This is a genomic window from Pelolinea submarina (genome assembly GCF_003966975.1).
Classification (GTDB): Bacteria; Chloroflexota; Anaerolineae; order Anaerolineales; family Anaerolineaceae; genus Pelolinea; species Pelolinea submarina.
Genome location: NZ_AP018437.1, coordinates 894059 through 917993, shown reverse-complemented (window position 1 = coordinate 917993; position 23935 = coordinate 894059). Strand labels below are relative to the sequence as shown.

The window sequence follows — 23935 nt, the reverse complement described above, 5'->3', positions numbered from 1 at the left end:
TTCTCACCTTTATATCGATTTATTGGATTTCTGAATGAATTTGGTCGCCAGCTTCAAAACGCCGACCTGGGTCGCGCAATCGTGGTCCAACATGCCGGCCAGTCTGCCTTCACACATAATCGCCAGCCGATCGGACATACCCAGTAGTTCCGGCATTTCTGAGGTCACCATGATAATGGCGTTGCCGGCTTTTGCCAGTTCACGCATGATTTTATAAATTTCGAATTTCGCGCCGACGTCCACACCGCGAGTTGGTTCATCCAGGATCAGCACGTTGGGTTGTGCCAAAAGCCACCTGCCCACCAGCACTTTCTGCTGGTTGCCGCCGGATAGGTTGCGGATCAATGTTTTAATGCTCGCTGTCCTGACATCCAGCTTCGTGCAGGTGTCCTTCGCGACTCTTTCGGTAACGGATTTGCGGATATAACCCAGCATACCGCTGGCGTATTTTTTGTTGGAAACTACCAGGACATTTTCTTCGACCGTCAACATGGGAATGATCCCCGAGGCACGCCGTTCTTCAGTCAGTAGAGCAAACCCATTCTTAATGGCTTCCTGGGGAGTTTCATTCTTGACCTGCCTGCCGTTGATTTCCAGGTTGCCCGAGGCAATTTCCCGTAATCCAAAAATCGACTCGATCAATTCAGTTCGCTTTGACCCCACCAGCCCCCCAATGCCAAAGATCTCTCCTTTGTGTACTTCGAAATTGATGTCTCTGAATGATTTCTGGTCCGCGCTCGTAAAATCGCTTACTTTTAAAATGATCTCGTCACTGGTTTCGTAGTTCTTCTCAGGGAATCTTTTCTTCAAGTCGCGGCCGACCATGTAATTGATCAGTTGATCGATGGTGACATCCCCGATAGCCCACGTGCCGATATATTTTCCATCCCGCATGACAGTAACTTCGTCAGCAATTTCAAAGATCTCTTCCAAGCGATGGGAAATATATAGAATGGTTCTGCCTTCATTCTTCAATCGTCGAATTAAAGTAAATAAGTGCTCTGTTTCGGTTAAAGTGAGCGACGAAGTGGCTTCATCCATAATGATGATCTTTGCATCATAGGAGATGGCTTTGGCGATCTCGACCGCCTGCAACTGTGAGACGGACAGGTCTTTGGCCAATGTCTGGGGAGAGATGTCAAAATTCAGATCGGCCAACAGGTTGACTGTTTTCCTGCGCATCTCTTTTTCATCGACCACGATCCCCTTTTTACTGAAGCGGCCGATCCAAATATTATCGATCACGTTGAGGAACGGGATGGGTTTCAACTCCTGATGGATCATGGAGATCCCATTTTCCAACGCGGTGGTTGTGTCGGTGATTTGGATCTCTTTTCCATCAATTGCGATCGTGCCGGAGTCCGGATGATAAAGCCCAAACAGGCAATTCATCAACGTCGATTTGCCCGCGCCATTCTCGCCGACGATCGCGTGAACCGTCCCCGATTTAATTGAAAGACGGACGTCGTCCAAAGCTTGTACTCCGGGGAATGCTTTGGACATATGCTCGACTTTCAGGCGATAATTCTCCAATTGGTCACCTCGAAGATTATTGTTCAACATTTGAATATTTTACATACGCCGGTGTTTACCGGCGTATGTATGTTTTGATCTACCTTTATATTAATACTTTTACTCGGTCTGGAGCATAATTTCCAAAGTGGAATCCAGATTGGATTGGTCCACGATCTGATAGGGAATCCAGACGTATTTGCCGTCAATTGTGCTTTCGACACCCACGACGTCCGCGGTAACTTCTTCACCGGTAACGGAGGCCTTTAGAATGTTGAGGACGGCAATGGATTGGTTCAGTCTGTCATTCAAGACTGTTCCCAACAACGCGCCGGCTTTCATGGCTTCCAGGGCTTCGACGGTCGCATCGATGCCAACAATGGGCATGAATTTATTGGGATCGCCGGTGTTGTAATCATTGTTCAGGGCAGCCTGAACAGCGCCCATGGCCATGCCGTCATTATTCGCCAGCACACCTTCGATGCCGTCGATACCAAAAGCGGTAATCCAGGCATTCATCTTGTCCAAAGCTTGTGCTTTGTCCCAATTGGCGGTGTCCATCGCGATGATCTCGTAATCGATACCTTGAGCCTGAAGGGTTTCTTCGTAGGCAGCGGTGCGCAGGATAACATCATTGTTGCCAATTTCACCCTGCAGGACAACCAATTGCAGAATTCCGTCGCCGTTCTTGTCGGCAATTTCGGTGTTGGCATTCCAATAATTAATCAAAGCCTGGGCGCACATTACACCGGATTCTTTCGGATCCGCGCCAACGTACCAGATCTTGTCGTAACCGTTCATGGTTTCTTCTGAGGGGATCATATTGAAGAACACAACCGGAACATCATCGGCCTTGCATTTTTCCATCAGAGACTGGGTGCTTTCTGAATTGACTGCGCAGATAGCAACTGTATCTGTGCCTTTTGAAAGTGCTGCCTCTAATTTGTTGGTCATCTTGGTTACATCGTTCTCACCATCCTGCATGTCCACAACGATGCCGCCCATCTTTTCGGCCTCAGCGTCCATGATGATACGGAAACCGGATTGGTATTGGTCATCGAAAGCTCTCCAGATAACGGTGGCGTTGACGTCCGCGCTTTCGGTTGTTTCAGTTGAATCGGTTGATTCGGTTGTGTCGGCTGCAACCTCGCTGGCTTCGCTTTCCGCTGCACATGCGACTAACGATAAGGAAAGTGCCAAAACGAGCAGAATTGCTAGGATTTTTACTGTTTTTTTCATTATTTTTTGCTCCTATCTTTATTCTCTACTCCAATAATTTTTGTCAAATCTCTTCTTTATTTTTCTTATCTTTGCATTCACTAATCCTTTCTATCAAATTTTTTTCTAACGTTAGGAAACACGTAAATTGGTCTCTTTTACAAGGAAGACATATCAGCTTTCAAATCTGAACTGATTCATCTTGCCTTTAATAAGTTCTTTCATTGCATCTTTTACTTTGGGATAAATCGCGGTGTTATATTTGAAACCGGGGGCACCGGCTTGAGCCACATATTCGTCAATCATGGCGGTTAATACGTCCGTTGCCACGTTGATCTTGCGGATGCCGTTGCGAATGGACTCTTGAACCTGTTCCGCGGGCGTGCCGGAGCCGCCGTGTAAAACCAGGGGAACATCCACAACCGCGTGAATGGCTTTCAGTCTTTCAATGTTCAGTTTGGGCGCGGCAATATAGTGGCCGTGTTGGGTTCCAATGCTGACCGCCAGGCAATCCACACCGGTGCGCTCGACGAACTCTTTGGCTTCGGCCGGGTCAGTCTGGGCTGCTTCAGGGCCTTTGACAACCAGATCGCCTTCTTCGCCAACCAACTTGCCGAGCTCCCCTTCAACGGTAATTCCCAGAGGATGCGCCAGGTCGACAACCTTTTTCGTAAACGCGATATTCTCTTCGAACGGCAGTGAAGATCCATCCAGCATGACCGAGGAATAACCGGCATTTATTGCCTGAGCACATTCCTCGAAAGATTTTGAATGATCAAGATGTAACGCAATCGGAACAGTCGCATTGGCTGCGGCACGTTTTACGGTTTCTACGGTGCCTTCGAAACCGCCCATCAAAGCAACACAATCATTACCGGTAATAAATATGACTGGAACGTTTAATTCCGATCCAGCCTCAATGGCTGCCAATGCACTATCAAACGATACGGTTACAAAAGCGCCATATGCAACTTGCCTTTCTTCTGCAAGTTCAAGAATCTCTTTCATCGGTGCGAATTTCAATTTGTATCTCCTTTAATTTGGTTTTTATAGATTACGCTTGAGAAATTGCTGCGCGGTGTCAAAATCCGGGACACCGGCCGTTGCACCGATCGCGCCAATATTCATTGCTGCTACCACATTGGCAAACCTGGTGCTCTCGAAAATATCAAAGTCATGGGATAAGGCGCAAATCATGCCCGCCATAAACGAGTCGCCCGCTCCGGTCGTATCAAACACCGGCAATCCTTTTACCCCTGGGATGAGCTTCTCAACCTGGAAGTCGGTTACGTAGCAACCATTTTGGCCAAGTTTTATTCCAAAGATTTGCATGCCGAAATCTTTGAAGCATGCCGCAATTTCGCCTGGTTCCTCTTTGTGGCTGATCAATTTCGCTTCGCTGTAGCTGGGAAAGAAGATATCTGTTTCTTGTAACGAAGGGGATAACCGCGCAAGCCAATCGATTTCGGATAGTTCAGAATTGACAGCCGCATCCATGACCGTTGTCTTCCCCAGTGCATGAGCCAATTGGAAAAGCCGGGCTGTTCCGCCATCATCCATTGCAGCCATTTTCATTGCGCTTCCGAAATAAACTAAATCGGATTCTGCAACCTGCTGCTGGTCGATATCTTCAAATTTTAAATTTTGAAATATCTCATTTTCTGTTAGAAAATGGCGTTCCCCGCTCGTATCGATCAACACATACGTCACCGCGGTGTTGTATTGGGTATCTTTAATAACGCCTGAGGTATCAATCCCGGATTTGTCACACTCGGCTAAAAGAAATTCGCCGTTTGCGTCTGCGCCAATTCGTCCGGATATTGAAGCATCCAGGCCAAGTTTCGATAATGAGACGGCAACGTTTAATGCGTCCCCACCGGAAGAAATAACGGGGGAATCAATTTTGGCACAATCCTTTTCCATGATATCGTCCGGCACCGGTGATATCAGGATGTCGCAAACCATCATTCCTACGCAAAGTACTTTCATTATCAAAACCCTTTATTATTTACTTTTTATTACTTTGTACGTACAATGGTATGTACGTATTATTTCATATTATTAACAAAACGTCAATATTACATTTGACTGTTTTTTGAAATTTAAATGGTTATAGTCTAAAATTGTTCTAATTAAGAAAAACACTAACTTGCAGAGAAAAGGTTCAGAATGACGAAATTTCCTAATTCTAATGAAATAGATAAAACAATACCTGTACCGCTTTATTACCAGCTGAAGAGCTACTTTCTAAAGGAAATCGAATCAGGAAATCTCTGCCTGGGCGACCGCATCCCTACCGAAGATGAGCTGCATGCCGAACTGCAAGTCAGCCGCTCAACCATCCGGCACGCCATCACTGAACTGGTCCAGGAAGGTTGGTTTGAGCGTAGAAAAAGCAAAGGGACATTTGTTATACGAACCACGAAATCGCCTTTAGTTGTCCATGCCTTTGAGCCATTCCATCAGCTCGCAAAACAATATGGTAAATCGCCCAGTACGGAAGTGATCGATTTAAGTGTAACCACCGCGAATAGCAAACTGGCCGCATCGATGAACCTGGCAGTTGGAGAAAAGGTATTAACGATGTTCCGCAGACGGTTTATCGATGGTAAACCGTTGGTCACCATTCAAAACTATTTACCTTTTTCGTTATGTGAGTTCGTACTTGACCATGATTTTAGTACAGAATCGCTCTATGAGACATTAATGGGAAATCCCCTCGCCCGTATTCAAAAAACCACCACCATCGTTTCCGCGGAAAAAGCAACTGCCGAAGATGCCAAACTTCTGGATGTTGAAATCGACTGTCCGATTCTGGTATTCAACACCATCTCTTATACTGCCCAGAAGAAGATCGTTGACTTTGCTTATTCTCACTATCGTGGAGATAGAAGCAAATTTGAGATTGAGTCCAACCCAAGCGTTTAATCAAGGCAAATAAAATCAAAACCACCCGTCAAACGGGTGGTTTGTTCTGAGGCTATAAGCCTCTAATACTGGCCAGCGTCTCAAGACGCTGGCTTTCACTTTCGTTCAAGCCACTTTGCCTTTGCCTCTTTCGCTTGTCCCTAAAGGGACTTCCGTATTACCTGCTACCCCTTGAAGGGGTTTTCATATTCTCTCACACTCAATTTATCCAGCGCTATATCGTGCTTCTCTTGCTCTTCGATATATTTCTTGATCGTTGCTTCATTCAATCCTACTGTGCTCACATAGTACCCTTCTGCCCAGAAATGCCGATTCCCAAATTTGTACTTCAAATTCGCGTGTTTGTCGAAGATCATCAATGCACTTTTCCCCTTCAGGTATCCCATGAAACTCGACACACTTATCTTCGGCGGAATACTTACCAACATATGTACATGATCGACCATCAAATGCCCTTCGATCACCTCTACCCCCTTGTATCCGCATAGTTGCCTCAGTATTTCCCCTATGCTTTCCTTGTACTCGTTATAGATTATTTTTCGCCTGTACTTCGGTGTAAATACGATATGATATTTACACATCCACTTTGTATGCGATAAACTATTTGTTGTATTTACCATCAAATCACCTTCTTCTGCTATGTTTGTGGCCTGAACATCCACTATTCTAGCTATTTAGGTGATTTGTGGTTTAACCTCTTATTTTCCACCCGCATAGCGGGTGGTTTTCTGTTTCTCTCGCTTCGCTCGTTCAACTGACTAAAGTCATAATAGAAAGCGGCCGGTCAAACAAAAACCGGCCGCTCTATCACTACGCTAAATCTTCACCGTTTGAAGCGATTACTTTCTTATACCAGTAAAAACTCTTCTTCTTATACCGCTCCAGCGTACCTTCCCCAATATCATTTCGATCGACATAGATGAAACCATACCGCTTGGATACCTGGCCGGTTCCCTCACTGATCAAATCGATTGGCGCCCAAGTGGTATAGCCCAATAACTCAACCCCGTTGCACACCGCTTTCTTCATGGCAAGAATGTGTTTAGCCAGATAATCAATCCGGTAATCATCCTGCACTGTACCATCAACCAACTGATCTACCATTCCCAAACCATTCTCGACAATAAATAAGGGTTTGTTGTATCTCTGGTACAGATCCTCCAGTGCCAAATATAATCCGTCGGGATCAATTGACCACCCGGAAGGTGTTACCTCGAGATAAGGATTGGTCTTCCCCAAATCTAATATTTTCTTATCGCCCCTGAATAACTTGTTATCTTTCCGCTCCACATCGGTACCCTTGGTATCTTTCTGCACCGATTCAATATAATCCTTCGAGGCAATTCTGGAACGATAATAGGTAAAGCTCAAGAAATCAACTGTGTTCTTCCGGAGGATGTCGAAATCCTCTTCTTCATACTCAAGCGTGATGCCTTTTTCCGCGAAGTATTCCCAGATAAAGCGGGGATATTCACCTCTCACCTGTACATCCGGGAATAAGAAACTGAGTTGTTTCAATCTTTGGACGACCAAAGAATCCTGCGGATCACAGGTGATAGGATAGATGGTTTTATATTCAATCACCGACCCGATTTTCGCGTCCGGATCAATTTCTTTTAGCATTTTTGTCGCCAGTGCGCTGGCAACAAATTGGTGGTGAGATCCCTGGAAGCAGCGCTGTTCCAAATGATCCAGGTCTGTTCGAATACCGGCGGTGACCCATTGCATCGGTTTATTTAGATTATTTCCGATTTCATTGAAAGTCAGCCAATACTTGACGATGCCTTTGTATCGCTTGAAAATGACTTCGCAAAACTTCAGGTACAACTCGATCCATTTTCGATTGTCCCAGCCGCCGTATTTCTCAACCCCAGCCAGAGGCATCTCATAATGCGAAATCGTGATCATAACTTCGATGTTCGCTTTCCGGAGCTCTCGGAACATATCGTCATAGTATTTCAGCGCTTTTTCATTAGGCTGGTCTTCCTCTCCGGTGGGAAACACTCTGCTCCAGGCAATTGAAGTTCTGAAGACTTTAAAACCCATCTCGGCAAATAATTGGATATCCCCTTTATAACGATGGTAAAAATCAATTCCATCATGAGTAGGATAGTATTCTGCATCGTACTGCGGCCCCCCGAAAACGCCATTCGGCATCACATCCGCTACAGAAGGCTTCTTCCCATCCTCCATATACGCCCCTTCCAGCTGGTTTGCTGCGACAGCACCTCCCCATAAAAACCCCTTCGGGAAAGTCTTCGTCTTGTTGTAGTTTTTATTATTCATTCATTCTTCCTTGTAAAAACAATAATTTTGACTCTTCTTTATTTCAAGCTGACATTCACATCAAGCACCAGGCAGTTCACGCACCCTGCCGGTAGAGGTATTTTCTCGTTTAATACTTGCCACTAAAAATCTTTTCCGAATCTCTTTTATAAGATGTGCAGCCGAAAATAAAGGCTGCACATCTTTTTTACCAAGTCATCAAAGTGATGACTTTCCTGTAAGGGAACATCGAGAAATCCTTGCCTTTGGAATAGAAATTCCTTCTATTTTGCAAAGACGGCTACAACACTCTTCCCTTTTTTGACTGCTCCTTCTTGAGAAAACGTGATTTGATAACCGTTACATTCTGTAAAAATCATCAGTGCGGTTGTCTCGTACCCTTCTTTCTCAATGAACTCGCGGTCAATTTGAATAATCGGGTCCCCTTTTTTAACCTTCGCGTTGACGTTGACAAATCTTCTGAACCCTTTACCTTTTAGTTCAACAGTGTCCAGGCCTACATGTACCAGAATTTCAATACCATTATCGAGCACCAGCCCAAAGGCATGCATTGTTGGGAACATCATCTTAATTGTCCCTGCGGCCGGTGAGACGATCATATTTCCAGTCAGCGCTATCGCGATGCCGTCACCCATTATTCGCTTTGAGAAAACTTCGTCGTTCACTTTGTCCAACGATATCAATTGACCGTCGGCTAAAGCAACAATTTCATTGCTGGTTTCCGGATTTATCTTTTCAATCAGTCGATCAAATAACATATTCAGTTCAATCTCTACTTTTCAGCAATCGCGTCTTCATCGAATCCCATGATAAGGGTTGCGGCGATTGAGACAACCAATGTCACGCCAATTGCTATTGTAATTGCGAGCATGGTATCTAAGAAAATGGGAATTGCCAGAATGCTTGAATAACCCAGGCTATATGCTTTCGCGCCTAACAAGCCTGCGGTGCAGCCGCCGACAAAACCGCCGATGACTACCGCGAGCAGGGGTTTCCTCAAGCGCAGGTTGATACCATAGATAGCGGGTTCGGAAACACCGGAGACGATAGCTCCAATTGCAGCCGATATCGCGTCCGACTTCAATTGTTTGTCCTTCGCTCTAATCGCCACACCGATGCAAGCTCCACCTTCGGCAATATTGTGTAAAACCCAGGTCGGGCGGAAGAAATTATCATATTTAAGATTTGATAATAGTTCAAGCATTGGTGCCACGAAAAGCATATTGAAACCGCCCATTACAATGAATGGCCAAACCGCTGCTAAGAGGCCCACGGAAATTCCGCCGGTCACCTTATACAGACCAACAAACATATTCACGATATAACCGCCAATTATTGTGCCGAGCGGTGCAACAATGAGGACAACGATTGGATATGCAAATGCCAGAATGCATAAGGGCGCAAAAACCGTGCGCAGCACAGCCGGAACGACTTTGTAGAAAAACCTTTCCAAATAAGCCAGCAAAATCGTTGAAAGCAAAGCCGGCAGGAAAGTGTTTGCATATTTAACCAGGATTACAGGAATCCCCAGCATGGTAACGGTAGTATCGCCGCCTACCAATCCTACAAAATCAGGGTACAGCAACGCTGCGGCCATTGCAATCGCAAATACGGGGTTGGACTTCAGGGTCTTTGCCGTACCATAAGCGATCAGGATTGGCATGAAATAGAAGGGGGTTGTTGCAAGATAATTGAACAGGGTGTATGTGGAGTTCTGTGCAACTTCCGGCCAGAAATATGAAGCCAGGCTTAATACCACTTTGAGCATACCGGCGCCGTACAAGACAGTAACAAAAGGCGTTACGGATGCGGATAAGAATTGAATGACAGCCTGCAAATAATAATTGAAATTTTTCTTTTCCGGTTGAGCTAAGAGTTCCGAATCCTCAACCACTTCAGACGTCTCGATGTTGTAGTCCCTCTTGATCTTCTCAAACACAGGGAAAACATTTGCGCCAAGGACTACCTGATATAAACCAGCCCCATAGACAACGCTCAGGACACCATTAACTTTTTTTAATCCTTCGGTATCCGCTTTATTCTTATCTTTCAACTTGAACCTTAACCGGGTAACACACATTTCGGCCAAGGTGACATTTTCAATTCCACCTATTTTTTCAATAATTGTCGAAGTTAATTCTTCAACATTGATTGCCATAACGATCCTCCTTCAAAAATATTATTAAATTTATTTAACACTAATATCTTTACGAAATTCTTTTTTTATATCTCATTTTATAAAGCACCTCCTTGATACTTTGTTAGTCGAAAAGCTTTCTGACAGCTTAATTAATCGTTATTTATCAGACGGATTATTTTTTTAGTATAGAAAGATAGGAGATGACTAGCAAATCAAGTTATGAAACGTTCTATTCCAGAATGGAATCGTTCTGATATAATGAACAAGTATGGAGCTGGATTACCTAAGGGAATTATTGGTTCTTGCTGAAAAAGGGAATTTCTCTGAAGCCGCGGATGCTCTTTACACAACCCAATCCACCTTATCAAAACACGTCAAGAAAATTGAAACAGAACTCGGGGTTACGCTATTTGACCGTACTTCGCGCAAAGTAAAAATCAACGAATTTGGAAAAATTTTCTTCCCCTACGCCCAACAAATCATTGATATTCAAGATCAGTATTTAGCCGCATTGCAGTCAAAACTTGCCACCGACCGGGATTCACTGACAGTAGGTTCGGTACGCTCCATGGCACAATACCATATCACAGATATCATCGCTAACTTCCAAAAAAGACGGCCTCAATCCACAATCAAAACAATCCACTCCGTTTTTGAAGGGAAGACCGTCAATACACATTTATTAAAGAAACTTTTACGTCAAAAACAATGCGAGTTGGCTTTTATCCGTCTTGATAATAAGGATGATGACGATCTGGAAAAAATTCCCTACCTGGAAGATTCTTTAGTTGCGGTATTCCCAGCGGATCATCCTTACGCAAAGAAGAAATCCATACCGTTAAAAGCGCTGGCGAATAATCGGTTTCTGTTTTCCGAGGAATCTTCTTCGATTTATAGGCTATGTATCAAATCCTGCCAGGATAGCGGATTTGAGCCGAACATTGTTTTCACAGATCCGAAACCCGAAGATCTCATCGAGTTGGTTCAAGAGGGAATGGGAACAGCCCTGGTATTAAAACATCTCGCGGATTATTTAACCAATCCAAATATTGTTGTTGTAGATGTAACGCCAACTGTTTCTATACAAATTTACTTGTGCCATCTTAAAAACGCGCATTTGTCGGATGCTGCCAGGCATTTCATCGAGTGCACAATCTCACAAAGAGAAGATAATAATTCCCTGACCAGGTGAATAATTCCCAATGGGCAGGGAATGTTCGCTTCACCCTGAGGCATGAAAGGTAAAACCTCACAATCAGATAAGGTTATTCACTTTAGCAAATTAATTGTCAACAGTCCACTGAAAATTAATAGGTGGTGCCGTCCGGGATCGCGTCGCTGATCTGCGCGTCCACGGCGCTGGAGTTGGTGTTATTGATCCGCACCAGCTTCCATTCCAACTGCGGCAGGCCGACGGGGTTGAAGGTTTTCCTGCCGGAGGGCGGGTCGAAAATGGTTCCCAGTGTATCTTCGGCATCCATGGTATTGGTATAGCCTTCATCGGTGACGATGGTCCCGGCCGGGATGGTGTTCATCTAGCCGTCCACATCCATGTCAGTGGAGGGGGACAGCGCGCTAATCCTCACGTCGCAGGAATCCGTCCCGTTGGGCAGTTCGCCGTCGCTGAAGCAGATGGACGGGATGCCCTCCAGCTTGACCAGGGCGCTTGCCGAGTAAGTAGCCCAATTACAATATCACGCATACCTTGCCGGCTTGGCTGACGAACCTTTCATCTGCTGGCCGGTTTTTTTAAAATCGCGTCTTTGTAAAGATTATTCGCTCGCAATAAGAAACCAAATTCCGCTCTGACCGTATAGTAAATGCATACAATGATGTTGCACTGATAAAGATCATTCATCATATACCAGAATTTGGAGAGAAAAATGAACGCACAAAAAGATATGGAAAAAGCTGCCGCACCTGCCGAAAAAGCCGGGTATGCAGCCCGTCTGGATATTGATTATCCGGAACAACTGAATCGCCTGACCACCTTCTTCCGCTTATTCACGATCATCCCGATCGGCATCATCCTTGGTTTATTGACCAACTCAGGCCAGAAGGTCACCAACACGGTTGTGTTGAACCAGGCCGGGCACATCGTCGAGACCACCCGCGACACGGCCGGTGGCCTGTTGGTTGGCATCCCGGTGGCGGTGGCCCTCATGATCCTGTTCGTCCAGCGCTACCCGCGTTGGTGGTTCGATTTCCAGCGCGAGCTGGTGCGCTTCAGCAATCGCGTGGGCGCCTATGCCCTGCTGTTGACCGACCAGTATCCTTCCACCGTTGACGAACAAGCCGTGCACCTGGAGATCGATTATCCGGATGTGGAGAAAGACCTCAAGCGCGGCATGCCCCTGGTCAAATGGTTCCTGGCCATCCCGCATTACCTCTTCCTGGCCGTCCTGGTCGTGGGAGCGGTATTCGCGGTGATCATTGCCTGGTTCGCCATCCTGTTCACCGGCCGCTACCCCGAAAGCCTGTTCAACTACGTGGTGGGTGTGATGCGCTGGGGCTTGCGTGTAAACGCCTACGCCACCCTGCTGGTGACGGACGAGTATCCGCCCTTCAGTTTGGACTAGGCTCATCCTAAATCAACATAGAATTACCATAAAAAAGAGAGTTCGCTGAGCTTGTCGAAGCGACTCTCTTTTTTTTAAGAGATCAATATTGAACTGCTGGCGGTAATACGCAAACCAGTGTGACCCGGGCAGATCAGCCGGGTAAAAGCGCCCCTTCCAATCCTCGTAATCCAGCCGGACATTCCGATGTAGAAGGCGGGGCCTGCCTGCATATATTTGCCATAATAAAAACGCGGTTCAATATTTCCTAGAACACTGATTTAATTTTTTCCAGATAATTCAAAGCATCCGTAGAATTGATAAACTGATCGAAGGCGCCTAAATTTTTCGGCAGTGCAAGAACTTGTTCGTCTTTGATCTGATCCCTGATCACACACGCGAATTCCTCGGCCTGAATAACCATAAATGGTCTTTTATGAAATTGGGATACCTTGGCAGGTAATTGCTCAGTGATACGCAGGGAATTATGCATAGCTGCGATGAATTCATAAGCCGCGCATAAATGATCCTGCCGCTCCTGCCATGACCCGGCGCTCATTACTTTCAGGAGTACGGGCAATACCTGCCCGGAACATTTAAGTTGGGCAAACGCGCTTCCAAACCACTTGGAATATGGATAATACTTGCGCTCCATCATAAAACACAAACACATGATGTCCCGGACAAGTTGTGCCGCTATAATGCGCGAACCCAGGTCATCAGCTACCTGGCCGCAGCGCCCCATGAAATGCTCCTCCTGTGATATTCGCTGCCATTGGGCCGCTAAAATGTATAACCACACGTCAAAAGGATAATATTCCAGCTTTTTGCGCAGCGGCACTATTTTTCCTAATCCGTCATGGAAAACAGAACCCGCGGTAAGCATAAGAAGGTTATTTTGAGGAATGCCCACCCAGTCAGCGGGTTGAATTTCATTGGTTGGGTCGAAATTTAATATTGACTTGAAATAGGTTTTAACCGTATGGATCTTGATTCTATGATTGACAAGGGTATTCTCGGCTTCCGCCATTACCGTGGTGCCATCCGCGTGCAAGCCAAAATTGGTTGGATAACCCAGGAAAGTCATGGGCAATTCATGTTTTAGAACTTTGTCAATCTCCGCTTTATACAGGGAAAAATCCGTTTCAGACAGAAAAAGCAGCAGCCTGGGCCCCCAATCATGATCCATGGATTGGGATGTGTCAAAACCCAATACATCCGATCCTTGTCCCAACAACGCCGCGGAATAGGTTAGCTGGGGGAATTTTTTATTGATAATCGGTTGCACTGCTTCGAGGTAAAAAAGCCGGCTGAGTTCGAGTCCCTTGATAAACTTTTCCATAATGATCCTATTTTATTCGAAACCTGCGGTTCATGCACAAGGCATCAGCCAGCGGATTTTGACCCTGAAGTCAAGTCAGCGTAAGAAAGCCTGTCGGATGACTCCGGCAGGCTTTATATCTCATCGCCGTTCGAATCCACATCGCTGTGGATTGGCTGCGCATGGTATTATGTTTGTCAGGCACGTCTACCCGGAAAGTGATCACCACCTCCTTGAGCGCGTCAGAATAATCAAACCCAAGTGCACTTATTCAAACTCTTACCTGATTTCTGCGATTCATCTCTTTTACTCAGCCTGAGAAAAAGACTCCTGACTGGTTTCTATCTGTCCTTTGTTAAGGTAACCCAAATTGACCAGGCAGCCGTCATTATCCACGTATAGGGTTACTCCTTCTGGTACTTCGTCAAAAAGAATCGAGCAGGAAAGCTCCATTACACCTTCTTGCGAATTTCCCCACTCACAATCAGATGCGTAGATCAATTCCTCTTCGCCATCAAAACGATATGCGATCACTGCGTTTGTAAACGCGCTGATATTCGGAACCCAGGCGTAACAATAGTCAGTAGCACAGGCATAATAGAAATTGCCATCCACGGGCTGCATTGCTTCGAGATAATCCGGTGAACAGGTTTCAAAATTCTGCCAGTCAATCTCTGTTGCGCCAAATTTTTGAAGGTGTTCCTCACAACCGCCGCTTTCCAACCAGACATCCAGATCGGTTATAGGTTCTTCAGCAGGGATATCACAAAAATATTGATTATTCGGCTCTACAATGCAGCTTATCTTGCCGTCTGTACTATCTCCCCACTGATAACGCGCGGCTAGCGTTTCATATTGCGTCAAACCATCCAGGCGAACCTTAAAATATAAGGGATCATATTCATAAGACCACTGTGCTTGTTGAACCAAACCTTCTACATCTTTTGAAAACGCGGCGCATGATACATCCCTTTTTTGTTGCGAATTTTCTTGTAATCCAGCTATTCGCTCTGCATCCAGGTAAACTACTGGCGTACTTTCACAATCCGCATCTCCCGCGCTGATCATCACTCCGCCTTCCGAGCTGCTTATTGGGAAAGTACAGATTAGCGCGTCCGGGGAATCCGGGTCCATTTCACAATCAGCCAATTCCGCATCGCCGCCATCCCATCGATATTCCAAGCGAAAACTCGAAATCGAGGACACATCTTGCAGCTTTACACCACATAGCTCATCATCGCATCCAAAGCTATAACCATTTTCCTCAATCGTCCGGATCAGCGGGCGGCAGACTTTGGGAACATGGAAACCCAGAAAATAAATACTGATTGTCAATAAGATTAAGGGTAGTAGGACAATGATCCAAATCGGGTTGATTGGCAAATGATATTTTGTCTGCAAACGCTGCATAGCCCCTATTTTCGCTTCCCGATTCTTCTTTTGTTTTCTTGCCTTTACGGGATTATCTTTACCCTTGGCCTGCACAGGCTGACCGCAGGATGGGCAAAATTCCGCCCCTTCCACAAGTTCATGGCCGCACTGCCGACATATATTTTGAGGTGCCAAATCCTTTCCGCATTTAACACAATATCGCGCGTCCTCCGGGTTCTCGCAACCACAGTCTGGACAATTCATTATTCTTTCTCCTTTTGGATATTCACCTATGCTTAAAGATTATTCTTACATTGAGTATATATTATACATTTTTAGTGTCAACAATCTTTGATAAGGAAGAGTCCCTATATTTATTCTGGCCAACCTTACATAAATTCTGCACATGGGAGAGTACTTATTAATTGTGAAACGCGGATTTAGAGAGAGGAAAAGTTGTCGAAGTTGAAAATGCTGTTGATCCGGGGAGAGTCGGGATTGTCCCGGACGAGATTTGAAGTGGTGAGGAAGTCACTGCCAGGCCGATGGCAAACAGCATGGATAGAAGGTTGGTTGAAATCGATATTCTGAGCATTTAGGTTTTTTCTTTAGTGCAAGGCGAATAATGCTAAGGAAAATTATTGACAAGGCCTTGTTTCGAAAAAAGCCTGCCGAATGACTCCGGCAGGCTTAAATTTCATACTTCTTTCGGATTGGTTAGTCTTATTGCTTCCACAACCAGGATAGCTCGGGGTCATGTTCAACCGCGCGTTTCATCAGCGCGCGGCCTTGTTCCTCGGCCAGCACGATCAATTCTTCCTCGTCCACAGTGCACAGCTTGCCCTCCGCCACCACCACCTGGCCGTTCACGATCACCGTTTCCACGTCGCGCCCGGTGCAGGCGTAGATGATGTTGTCCACCACCGAGTAATTCGGCACGGCGTGCAGGCCGTGCATGTTGAGCATCACCAGGTCGGCCAGGTAACCCGGCTGCAGCGAGCCCAACCGCCCTTCCATGCCAATGGCCTTGGCCGCGTCCACCGTGACCATTTCCAGGATCTTCAGGCTGGGCATGGCTGCCGCGTCGCCGGTCATCTGGCGCTGGGCCGCGCCCGCGATACGCAGTTCGCCGACCAGGTCCATGACGTTGTTGCTGGTCACGCAGTCCGTGCCGATCAGCACGTTGGCGCCCTTGCCCAACAGCTCCCAGGCGCGCATCACGTGCCCGCCGAGCGAGTGCCCCATGGGGCAGTAGAGCGGGCGCGCGCCGGACTTGGCCAGGATGTCCAGCTCGGGATCGTCGATGAAGAGACAGTGCGCCACGAACACGTCCGGCTGCAGGAATCCCATATCATTGAGGTATTCCACGCAGCCTTTGCCGAACTGCTCGCAGATAAAGGTCTTTTCGCGCATACTCTGCGCCAGGTGCATGTGGATCTTGACGTCCTGCCGGTCGGCTTCCGCGCGGATCTGCTGCAGCCATTCCTTCGCCACGGTGTCGCTGGCGTGCGGCGCCAGCATGGGCGTCACCAGCGGGTGCTTGCCCTTCCAGCGGCTGACGAAATCGATGCCTTCCTTTAATTCCTGCTCGCCGGTGACCGGACCCAAGCGGCTCATGATGGTGTGGCCGAGAAAACCGCGCAGGCCCAACTGGATGGTGGCTTTAGCGATCTCTTCCATTTGGAAGTAGTGGTCGATCACGGTGGTCGTCCCGCCCAGCAGGGCTTCCCCGCCCCCAATCAGTGCGCCAACGTAAATATCTTCCGATGTGAGTGCTTTTTCCACCGGCCACATGACCTTGTACAGCCCTTCCGGGATGGCCTGCGTGACGCCTTTTTGCAAGCTCATGCTGATGTGCGTATGGCAGTTGATCAGCCCCGGCAGCACCACCTTGCCGCGCCCGTCGATGAATTGCGCATCCTTGTATCGTGCGCGGATGCTCTCACTGTCTCCGATGGCGGCAATCTTCTCGCCGGAAATGGCAATGCTCGCATTGCTCAGCACCTCCCGCTTGGCGTTCATGGTTACGATGGTCGTGTTTTCAATTACCAGGTCTGTGGGCATGGGCTCTCCAAATTTTTTGTGATCAAGTAAAGTTAGGTACCTTTTAATTTTATTAGACATTTCTGTATATGAGGCACCTGCCCTCCTTAAAAATCATCCCGCGCATTCATCAATGTGTGAAAACCCCCATTTTTTTTACCTGAAAAACCATAACGGGAGCTCTACTTTGGTTAACTAGTTTATAATTTCCAACATACGCTTTTTGTATTGCCCGAAAGGAATTATTAGATGACCAACGAAACACCCGAATCAACCGATTTTATTCATGAAGCGGTCGCCGAAGACCTGCGAAATGGACGTTTTGATCACGTAAAAACCCGCCTGCCACCCGAACCCAATGGTTATTTACACATCGGCCACGTCAAGGCCTTCCTGATCGACTACAACACCGCCAAGGATTTCGGCGGTGTGTTGGACCTGCGCTTTGATGATACCAATCCTGAGAAAGAAGAAACGGAATTTGTAGATGCTATTCAAGAGGATGCCCATTGGCTGGGCATCGAATGGGAGCAGGTGCTGTTTGCCTCCGATTTCTTCGACCTGTTATATGAATGGGCCGTCAAACTGGTCAAAAAAGGCAAAGCCTATGTGGACGACCAAAGCCCGGATGAGGTAAAAGCCAGCCGTGGTTCCTGGACCGAGCCCGGCATTGAAAGCCCCTGGCGGAATCGTTCCGTTGAGGAAAACCTTGACCTTTTGGAACGCATGAAAAACGGAGAATTCCCGGACGGATCGCGAGTGCTGCGCGCCAAAATCGATATGGCGCACGGCAACATGAACATGCGCGACCCCATCATGTACCGCATCCTGCACGAACCCCCACACCACCGCACCGGCAGCAAGTGGTGTATTTATCCGATGTATGACTGGGCGCACGGCCAGAACGATGCCATGCACGGCGTCACCCATTCGCTGTGTTCAATCGAATATGAACACCACCGCCCGTTGTACGAATGGTTCCTCAATGAGCTGGAGATCGAGAACAAACCGCGCCAGATCGAGTTTGCCCGTTTGAACATGACCTATACTGTCATGAGCAAGCGCAAACTGCGCCGCCTGGTTGAAGAGGGATACGTGGACGGCTGGGACGACCCGCGCATGCCCACCATCCGCGGCATGCGCCGGCGCGGCTACACACCTGAATCCCTCCGCGACTTCATTGACCGCACGGGCGTTTCCAAGACTATCAGCGCCAGCGCGGGTGTCATGATTGACGTCGCCATTCTGGAAGCCTGCGTCAGGGACGACCTGAATAAACGTTCCCCGCGCAAATTGGCCGTCCTGGATCCGCTCAAAGTGGTCATCGAAAATTATCCCGAAGACCAGACGGAAGAATTCGAGATCGATAATAACCCAACAGATCCTGAATCGGGCACCCGCAAAGTCCCATTTTCAAAAGTGATTTACATCGAAAAAGATGATTTCCGAGAAGTAGCGCCTCCCAAGTATCACCGTCTCGCCCCCGGGCAGGAAGTGCGTTTGCGGAATGCCTATTTTATTAAGTGTGAAGATGTGGTCAAAGATGCCAATGGAGAAATCGTAGAAGTCCGCTGCAGCTATGATCCAACGACAAGGGGCGGCAACGCACCCGATGGCCGCAAAGTCAAGGGAACCATCCACTGGGTCTCCGCCACCCACGGCATCCCCGTCGAGGTGCGCCTGTACGACCGGCTGTTCAATAACCCCGATCCGGAAGCCAGCGGCGATTTCATCGCGGACCTTAACCCGGACTCACGGCAGACCCTGACAAATTGTATCGTTGAACCCAGTCTAAAGGACGCCCAGCCAGGCGATAAATTCCAATTCGAGCGCGTGGGCTATTTCTGCGTGGACATCCAATCCACGCCCGAAAAGCTGATCTTCAACCGGACAGTGAGCTTGCGGGACACCTGGGCGAAGATCGAAGAGACCAGAGGGAAATAGCTGGTCCGCAATCTGAAAAAACATAACCGCTCGCTTTTAATCAAGCGAGCGGTTTTATTTATCTCAAGATAACCGGGGGTAATTTTAGAATTCAAATTCGACGATCTTTTTGATCATCTGCGCTAATTCCACCGCGCCATCTTCCAGGTAGGTTTCCCCGCGCGTCGGGTCAGCCGTTTGCGCGTTTCCCAACACACCCGTGGGGGTGATATCGCGCGTCAGCCAGGCGAAATTCAGCGGGCCCATGAAAGGCGGTGTGTTCAGCTTCTTCAATTGGTGCGGTGTGCCGTCGGGTGCCACGTCCATATGAACCAGCTCCGGGCAGCAGCTCAGCAGCATGGAGGTTTCCACGTCGCCGGCGTGAATACCGTAGGTCATTTCATCTTCATTTAATCCGCTTTGCGGCACCGCGATGCGTAGGTACATATGCAACCCAAATACCTGCAAGCCGGTGGCTTCACGGATATCGCGGATGACAAAATCGATGATCTCGGAATTCCCGCCATGGGCGTTGACGATCGCGAAGCGCCGGAAACCGTTGCGCGCCACGTTTTCACCGATCTCTTTCAGCGTCTGGATAAACACCTCGGACCGCAGCGTGAACGTCCCGGCTAAACCGGCGTGTTCATTGCTCTTGCCATACGGCAGCAGCGGGAGGAACCAGGCCGGAATGTCATCGGGCAGCAGCGATAGCGCGCGGCTCAGGACCTCCTGCGCGATGATGCTGTCGGTATAGACCGGCAGATGGGGACCGTGCTGTTCGATCGAGGCCACCGGCAGGATGACAACGGCTTTGTCTTTGTCCGCCATTTGGTCGATCTGCCGGCTGGTAAGGTAAGGTAAAAATCGACGGCTGTGCTCTTCAATCAGATTCTTCATTGTTCCTCCTATAAACACTACCGATATGCGTAAACACGAGCAAGGGAGATCAGATCGTCAGGTCAAACACGCGAGACGCCAACCTCACGCCAATTGTAAGATTATTTAGGGAACTTAGCCAGCAAATACATAGGTTTTCGTTTATCACATATTTTTTGAAGATTTCGTAAAACACATAATTCGCTAAAAAACAACCCACTCATGGCTTTGAAATCTGGCCATGAATAGGTTGGTCTAAACGAGAAGATCTCCTTATTTATCGATAACAGCTGCCTGGTGCCGGTATTGGATAGCAGCATATTCTCTTCTTCTTTTAGCCCGCTCATATGGAACGCACCAAAACAAGATAAGGACCTAACAATTTTCATTTATACACCAGCTGTATAGCAACCAGTTCCACCTGCAAATAATATTGGTCTACTAATAGAAATTTGAAGGATGATACAGAATTAGTTGTACGCGAGGATGCTTGGCTGATACTTTATCGCTATAAATAGAAGATTTTGTATTAATAACATAGGCAATTAAGAAATATATGTATAAATAAGTATACAATTAGAGAAGAAGGATCAAGAAATAACAACAAGAATTAAAAAACAAATATTATCATTATGTTTTTTGATAGATGGAGAGTGAAATGAATAATTATGAAAAAGAGTTAATGCAACTAGAAACCGGATCAAACGTTTTGATTATCGGTTATAAATCAGCTTTAGACTTGATATTTGACTTTGGATTAAATCTTTTACCTGCCGTTCCAGAAACTCAGTTCAAAAAACATTATGCTGATGATTATTTTGGGCAAACATGGATGTTACCAACAATACACGGCCAAGCAGAAAAAGTGAAAGATGCCCTCATGAAGAAAATGCCTGCACCTTTGGAGAAACATTTTCTCATACTACAAATCGCAAATGGAAGTTTTGAGACTAAATGGATCCAAATTCTTATTGATATTCCTAATGGATCAATGATAGTAGCTCGTATTTATAAAACAGAAAAAGACATTCGAGCAGTTATAAACCGAGACCTGTTTGTAAAAGAAAGATTAATGGCTATTGGCTTGAAAATCGGATTTTCGATAGAGAGTCTTATAAGTAAGTCGTAGCGAATAAACCGCTAGACTATATTTTGATGACGCGCCAGGGACCCGCCTGCCTGCACCCTCTGGGAACCTTGGCGGCCAGTTAAGGGAACCCTGCGACCGCAGGAAGTCCTCCTGAGGAAACCTGCTGACACTTTATCCCCTGAAGGGGACAAGTGTCAGGCCTCAGGAAACCTTTTGCCTATTTTGATTATAAAAATCCATAATGGCAAATGCCACATTGACAACCCTACAGTAAATCACCAATCATCTCCACGTTGATATACTAACTTCTCTTACCAGGAAAGATTACATACATCCCTACGAAATACCAAAAATATAATCCAAGAACCAGGAAATTTATAAGACCAGGAAGCATGATATATTGTTTTTTTACGCAGAAAAAGGAAGTGAATCTATGAGTTCTTATAAAACGGCCCAAGTTGCGGCAATTATCGGCATTCATCCAAACACTGTGCGATTTTATGAGAAGATGGAATTACTTCCGGAAATTCCAAGAACTAAAAGTGGTTATCGAATTTTTAGCGACAGGCACCTTACTCAACTTCGTTTTCTGCGTACTGCCTTTCGCGCGGAAATCATCAGTGATGGACTCAGGCACGAAGTCTTTGAAATCGTAAAAATTGCGGCAGTGAACGACATTGCCAGGGCCTATCAGGCTACCTTACAGTATCTGGACCACCTGCGAGAAGAAAAGGAAAGAGCCGAGGAAGCCATCCGCATCACGTCGGATATTATCGATAAAAAAGACGTTGCGGGCAAAGTCTGCATTTATAAAGGAAGATCTATAGTTGCGCAGATCTTAGGAATCACAACAGATGTTCTCCGTGATTGGGAGCGAAACGGCCTGATTGAAGTACCGCGAGATGCCAACGGTTATAAAGTATTTACTGAAAATGAGATAGCCCGACTCAAGATTATCCGAACGCTTCGAAACGCACATTACTCCATGATGGCCATTCTGCGCATGCTCAATCGTTTGGATCAGGGAGAACAAAATATCCGTGAAGTGATTGATACACCCTACGAGGGAGAAGATATCATCAGTGCTGCCGATCGATACCTGACTGCCCTGAACCTGGCCGAAATGGATGCACAGGAAATGCTGCGTATGCTCAGTGCCATGTAAAAAAACCAGAAGCTGAATCATCAGAGAGAAAAGAATAAGTCTCCAGTATCCCACCAGTCGCCGTACTGGTCTGTATACTCTCTCGTAAATCTTTTTAGGAGACAAAACATGAATTCTGTTGAGAAAAATCAGCTGATCTGGAAAAGAAGAGTGGTGGGATTCCTGGCCGGGCAGGGTATTTCATTATTCGGATCACAGATCGTGCAAATGGCAATTATCTGGTATGTGACTCTGGAGACTTCGTCGGGAGTTTGGGTTACAGTGCTGACGTTAGCGGCATTCCTGCCTCAAATGGGCATGTCGCTTTTCGCAGGAGTGTGGGCAGATCGATATAATCGCAAGGTAATCATTATTCTTTCCGATGCAGTTATTGCAATCACGACCTTGCTGTTTGCCCTGTTCATGATGTGGAGAAAAACAAGCGAGGGCGCCTTGCCTGCGATCATCATTGTGTCCGCCATCCGATCTCTTGGCGCAGGGATTCATGCACCCGCTGTGAATGCAATGATTCCTCAAATCGTCCCTGAGGACAATCTCGCCCGCGTCAACGGATACAACGGTACGATTCAGTCAATTGTCCAATTTATTTCCCCATTAGCAGCCGGTGCAATTATGGCCATTAGCCCCATCTACAACATTCTGCTCATCGATGTCGCAACTGCCATTATCGGGATTGGTATCCTTGTTATGCTAAAAATACCAAAGCGCCAGCCCGCAGAAAAAGCGGAAAAGACATCGATATTCACAGAAATGAAAGAAGGGTTTCGATTTACCTGGAAGCACAAATTCCTGAGAAAATTATTAGCAACTTACGGTATCTACATTTTCTTGTGCGTGCCTTCGGGATTTCTAACAGCTCTCATGATTGAACGAACCTTTGGCGATAATGTAATGTTCTTAACCGTGAATGAGACAGTGGGCTTTGCCGGATCGCTGCTCGCCGGCTTTCTGCTTGGCGCAACTGGTGGGTTTAAGAACAGGAATAAGACGCTCATCCTTGGAATGATGGTTTCTGGTATCGCATCTCTCGCGGTTGGTTTCACAAGCGTGTTCTGGCTATTTACAGTACTTATGTTCTTCATCGGAATGGCAATACCAGCTATTCAAACCGCGGTATTTACATTGATTCAAGAAAAAGTCGATCCATCCATGATGGGCAGGGTTTTTAGTCTGCTAAACGTAATGTTCACCGGTTTTATGCCTCTTGGTATGGCCATTTTTGGTCCACTGGCTGATATTGTGCGAATCCAGGTGATGGTTATTGGATGTGCAGTTTTGATCATCCTTTTATCCATAAACCTTGTTTTATCTCGAGGTTTTTACAGAGAAGGCCTTGCGGCTTTGGTAACTGAAGAAATCTGATTGTCAAATAAGAGAAATGACGCCGTCAGGGTCTCGCCTGCCCGCCCTGGCGGCCATTCCGGAAACCTCACGACAATAATATATTCCGATTGATTCATAAAGTTAAAAGCGATCAAAAAAGTGATTTTGGTCAATTTCA

General features: G+C 46.7%; 20 protein-coding genes. 7 read left to right on the top strand and 13 right to left on the bottom strand.

Translation table 11 applies throughout. The features are described from left to right. Window positions 1–9: 9 nt before the first annotated feature. From Pelsub_RS04205 to Pelsub_RS04190, 4 genes are all read right to left on the bottom strand, one after another. A complete protein-coding gene (locus tag Pelsub_RS04205; RefSeq protein ID WP_116224965.1) occupies window positions 10–1533 on the bottom strand; it encodes a sugar ABC transporter ATP-binding protein in 1524 nt (507 codons plus the stop codon). A 99-nt stretch (window positions 1534–1632) separates the two neighbouring features. After that, window positions 1633–2751 carry a galactose ABC transporter substrate-binding protein gene (locus Pelsub_RS04200; RefSeq protein ID WP_116224966.1) on the bottom strand — a complete coding sequence of 373 codons (1119 nt, stop codon included), beginning with the start codon at window positions 2749–2751 and terminating at the stop codon, window positions 1633–1635. A 153-nt stretch (window positions 2752–2904) separates the two neighbouring features. Beyond that, window positions 2905–3753, bottom strand: coding sequence for a class II fructose-bisphosphate aldolase (locus Pelsub_RS04195; RefSeq protein WP_116224967.1), 849 nt, complete (start codon window positions 3751–3753; stop codon window positions 2905–2907). A gap of 24 nt (window positions 3754–3777) precedes the next feature. After that, window positions 3778–4719 carry a carbohydrate kinase family protein gene (locus Pelsub_RS04190; protein ID WP_116224968.1) on the bottom strand — a complete coding sequence of 314 codons (942 nt, stop codon included), beginning with the start codon at window positions 4717–4719 and terminating at the stop codon, window positions 3778–3780. A 180-nt stretch (window positions 4720–4899) separates the two neighbouring features. Between Pelsub_RS04190 and Pelsub_RS04185 the strand changes: the two genes are divergently transcribed. Next, window positions 4900–5658 carry a GntR family transcriptional regulator gene (locus tag Pelsub_RS04185; protein WP_116224969.1) on the top strand — a complete coding sequence of 253 codons (759 nt, stop codon included), beginning with the start codon at window positions 4900–4902 and terminating at the stop codon, window positions 5656–5658. Between the two features lie 164 nt (window positions 5659–5822). On the opposite strand, the gene tnpA is transcribed toward Pelsub_RS04185, so the two are convergent. The 4 genes from tnpA to Pelsub_RS04165 form a co-directional block, all read right to left on the bottom strand. Beyond that, window positions 5823–6278, bottom strand: a complete 456-nt coding sequence (tnpA, locus tag Pelsub_RS04180; RefSeq protein WP_126440372.1) for an IS200/IS605 family transposase — start codon at window positions 6276–6278, stop codon at window positions 5823–5825. 190 nt (window positions 6279–6468) lie between these two features. Next, complete coding sequence (locus Pelsub_RS04175) at window positions 6469–7944, bottom strand: glycoside hydrolase family 1 protein (protein WP_116225783.1); 1476 nt, start codon at window positions 7942–7944, stop codon at window positions 6469–6471. Window positions 7945–8207: 263 nt separating this feature from the next. Then, window positions 8208–8702, bottom strand: coding sequence for a PTS sugar transporter subunit IIA (locus Pelsub_RS04170; protein ID WP_116225784.1), 495 nt, complete (start codon window positions 8700–8702; stop codon window positions 8208–8210). Window positions 8703–8716: 14 nt separating this feature from the next. Then, window positions 8717–10102 (bottom strand): PTS transporter subunit EIIC, encoded by a 1386-nt coding sequence (locus Pelsub_RS04165; RefSeq protein WP_116225785.1) that lies wholly within the window; start codon window positions 10100–10102, stop codon window positions 8717–8719. A gap of 250 nt (window positions 10103–10352) precedes the next feature. On the opposite strand from Pelsub_RS04165, the gene Pelsub_RS04160 reads away from it, so the two are divergent. Further along, a complete protein-coding gene (locus Pelsub_RS04160) occupies window positions 10353–11276 on the top strand; it encodes a LysR family transcriptional regulator (protein ID WP_116225786.1) in 924 nt (307 codons plus the stop codon). Window positions 11277–11391: 115 nt separating this feature from the next. Here the strand turns inward: Pelsub_RS04160 and Pelsub_RS04155 are convergent, their stop codons facing one another. After that, window positions 11392–11619 carry a hypothetical protein gene (locus tag Pelsub_RS04155; protein WP_116225787.1) on the bottom strand — a complete coding sequence of 76 codons (228 nt, stop codon included), beginning with the start codon at window positions 11617–11619 and terminating at the stop codon, window positions 11392–11394. A gap of 348 nt (window positions 11620–11967) precedes the next feature. Here Pelsub_RS04155 and Pelsub_RS04150 point away from each other — a divergent pair, with 348 nt between their 5' ends. Continuing rightward, window positions 11968–12663 carry a DUF4389 domain-containing protein gene (locus tag Pelsub_RS04150; protein WP_198418392.1) on the top strand — a complete coding sequence of 232 codons (696 nt, stop codon included), beginning with the start codon at window positions 11968–11970 and terminating at the stop codon, window positions 12661–12663. 247 nt (window positions 12664–12910) lie between these two features. Here the strand turns inward: Pelsub_RS04150 and Pelsub_RS04145 are convergent, their stop codons facing one another. From Pelsub_RS04145 to Pelsub_RS04135, 3 genes are all read right to left on the bottom strand, one after another. Next, entirely contained in the window at window positions 12911–13984 is a 1074-nt protein-coding gene (locus Pelsub_RS04145; protein WP_116225788.1) for a DUF4037 domain-containing protein, read from the bottom strand. Between the two features lie 285 nt (window positions 13985–14269). Beyond that, on the bottom strand, window positions 14270–15598 hold the full coding sequence (locus tag Pelsub_RS16020; RefSeq protein WP_116225789.1) for a zinc-ribbon domain-containing protein: 1329 nt from the start codon (window positions 15596–15598) through the stop codon (window positions 14270–14272). Between the two features lie 459 nt (window positions 15599–16057). Next, entirely contained in the window at window positions 16058–17398 is a 1341-nt protein-coding gene (locus tag Pelsub_RS04135; protein WP_158674972.1) for an amidohydrolase family protein, read from the bottom strand. Window positions 17399–17626: 228 nt separating this feature from the next. Between Pelsub_RS04135 and Pelsub_RS04130 the strand changes: the two genes are divergently transcribed. Next, the gene (locus Pelsub_RS04130) at window positions 17627–19321 is read left to right on the top strand and encodes a glutamine--tRNA ligase/YqeY domain fusion protein (protein WP_116225791.1); all 1695 of its coding nucleotides are present in this window, start codon (window positions 17627–17629) and stop codon (window positions 19319–19321) included. An 84-nt stretch (window positions 19322–19405) separates the two neighbouring features. On the opposite strand, the gene Pelsub_RS04125 is transcribed toward Pelsub_RS04130, so the two are convergent. Further along, window positions 19406–20200: a creatininase family protein gene (locus Pelsub_RS04125; protein ID WP_116225792.1), complete on the bottom strand. Its 795-nt coding sequence runs from the start codon at window positions 20198–20200 to the stop codon at window positions 19406–19408. Between the two features lie 637 nt (window positions 20201–20837). Here Pelsub_RS04125 and Pelsub_RS04120 point away from each other — a divergent pair. From Pelsub_RS04120 to Pelsub_RS04110, 3 genes are all read left to right on the top strand, one after another. Further along, the gene (locus Pelsub_RS04120; RefSeq protein ID WP_116225794.1) at window positions 20838–21308 is read left to right on the top strand and encodes a hypothetical protein; all 471 of its coding nucleotides are present in this window, start codon (window positions 20838–20840) and stop codon (window positions 21306–21308) included. 394 nt (window positions 21309–21702) lie between these two features. Then, window positions 21703–22434, top strand: a complete 732-nt coding sequence (locus tag Pelsub_RS04115; protein WP_116225795.1) for a MerR family transcriptional regulator — start codon at window positions 21703–21705, stop codon at window positions 22432–22434. Between the two features lie 108 nt (window positions 22435–22542). Beyond that, window positions 22543–23796, top strand: coding sequence for an MFS transporter (locus Pelsub_RS04110; protein WP_116225796.1), 1254 nt, complete (start codon window positions 22543–22545; stop codon window positions 23794–23796). Window positions 23797–23935: the final 139 nt, after the last annotated feature.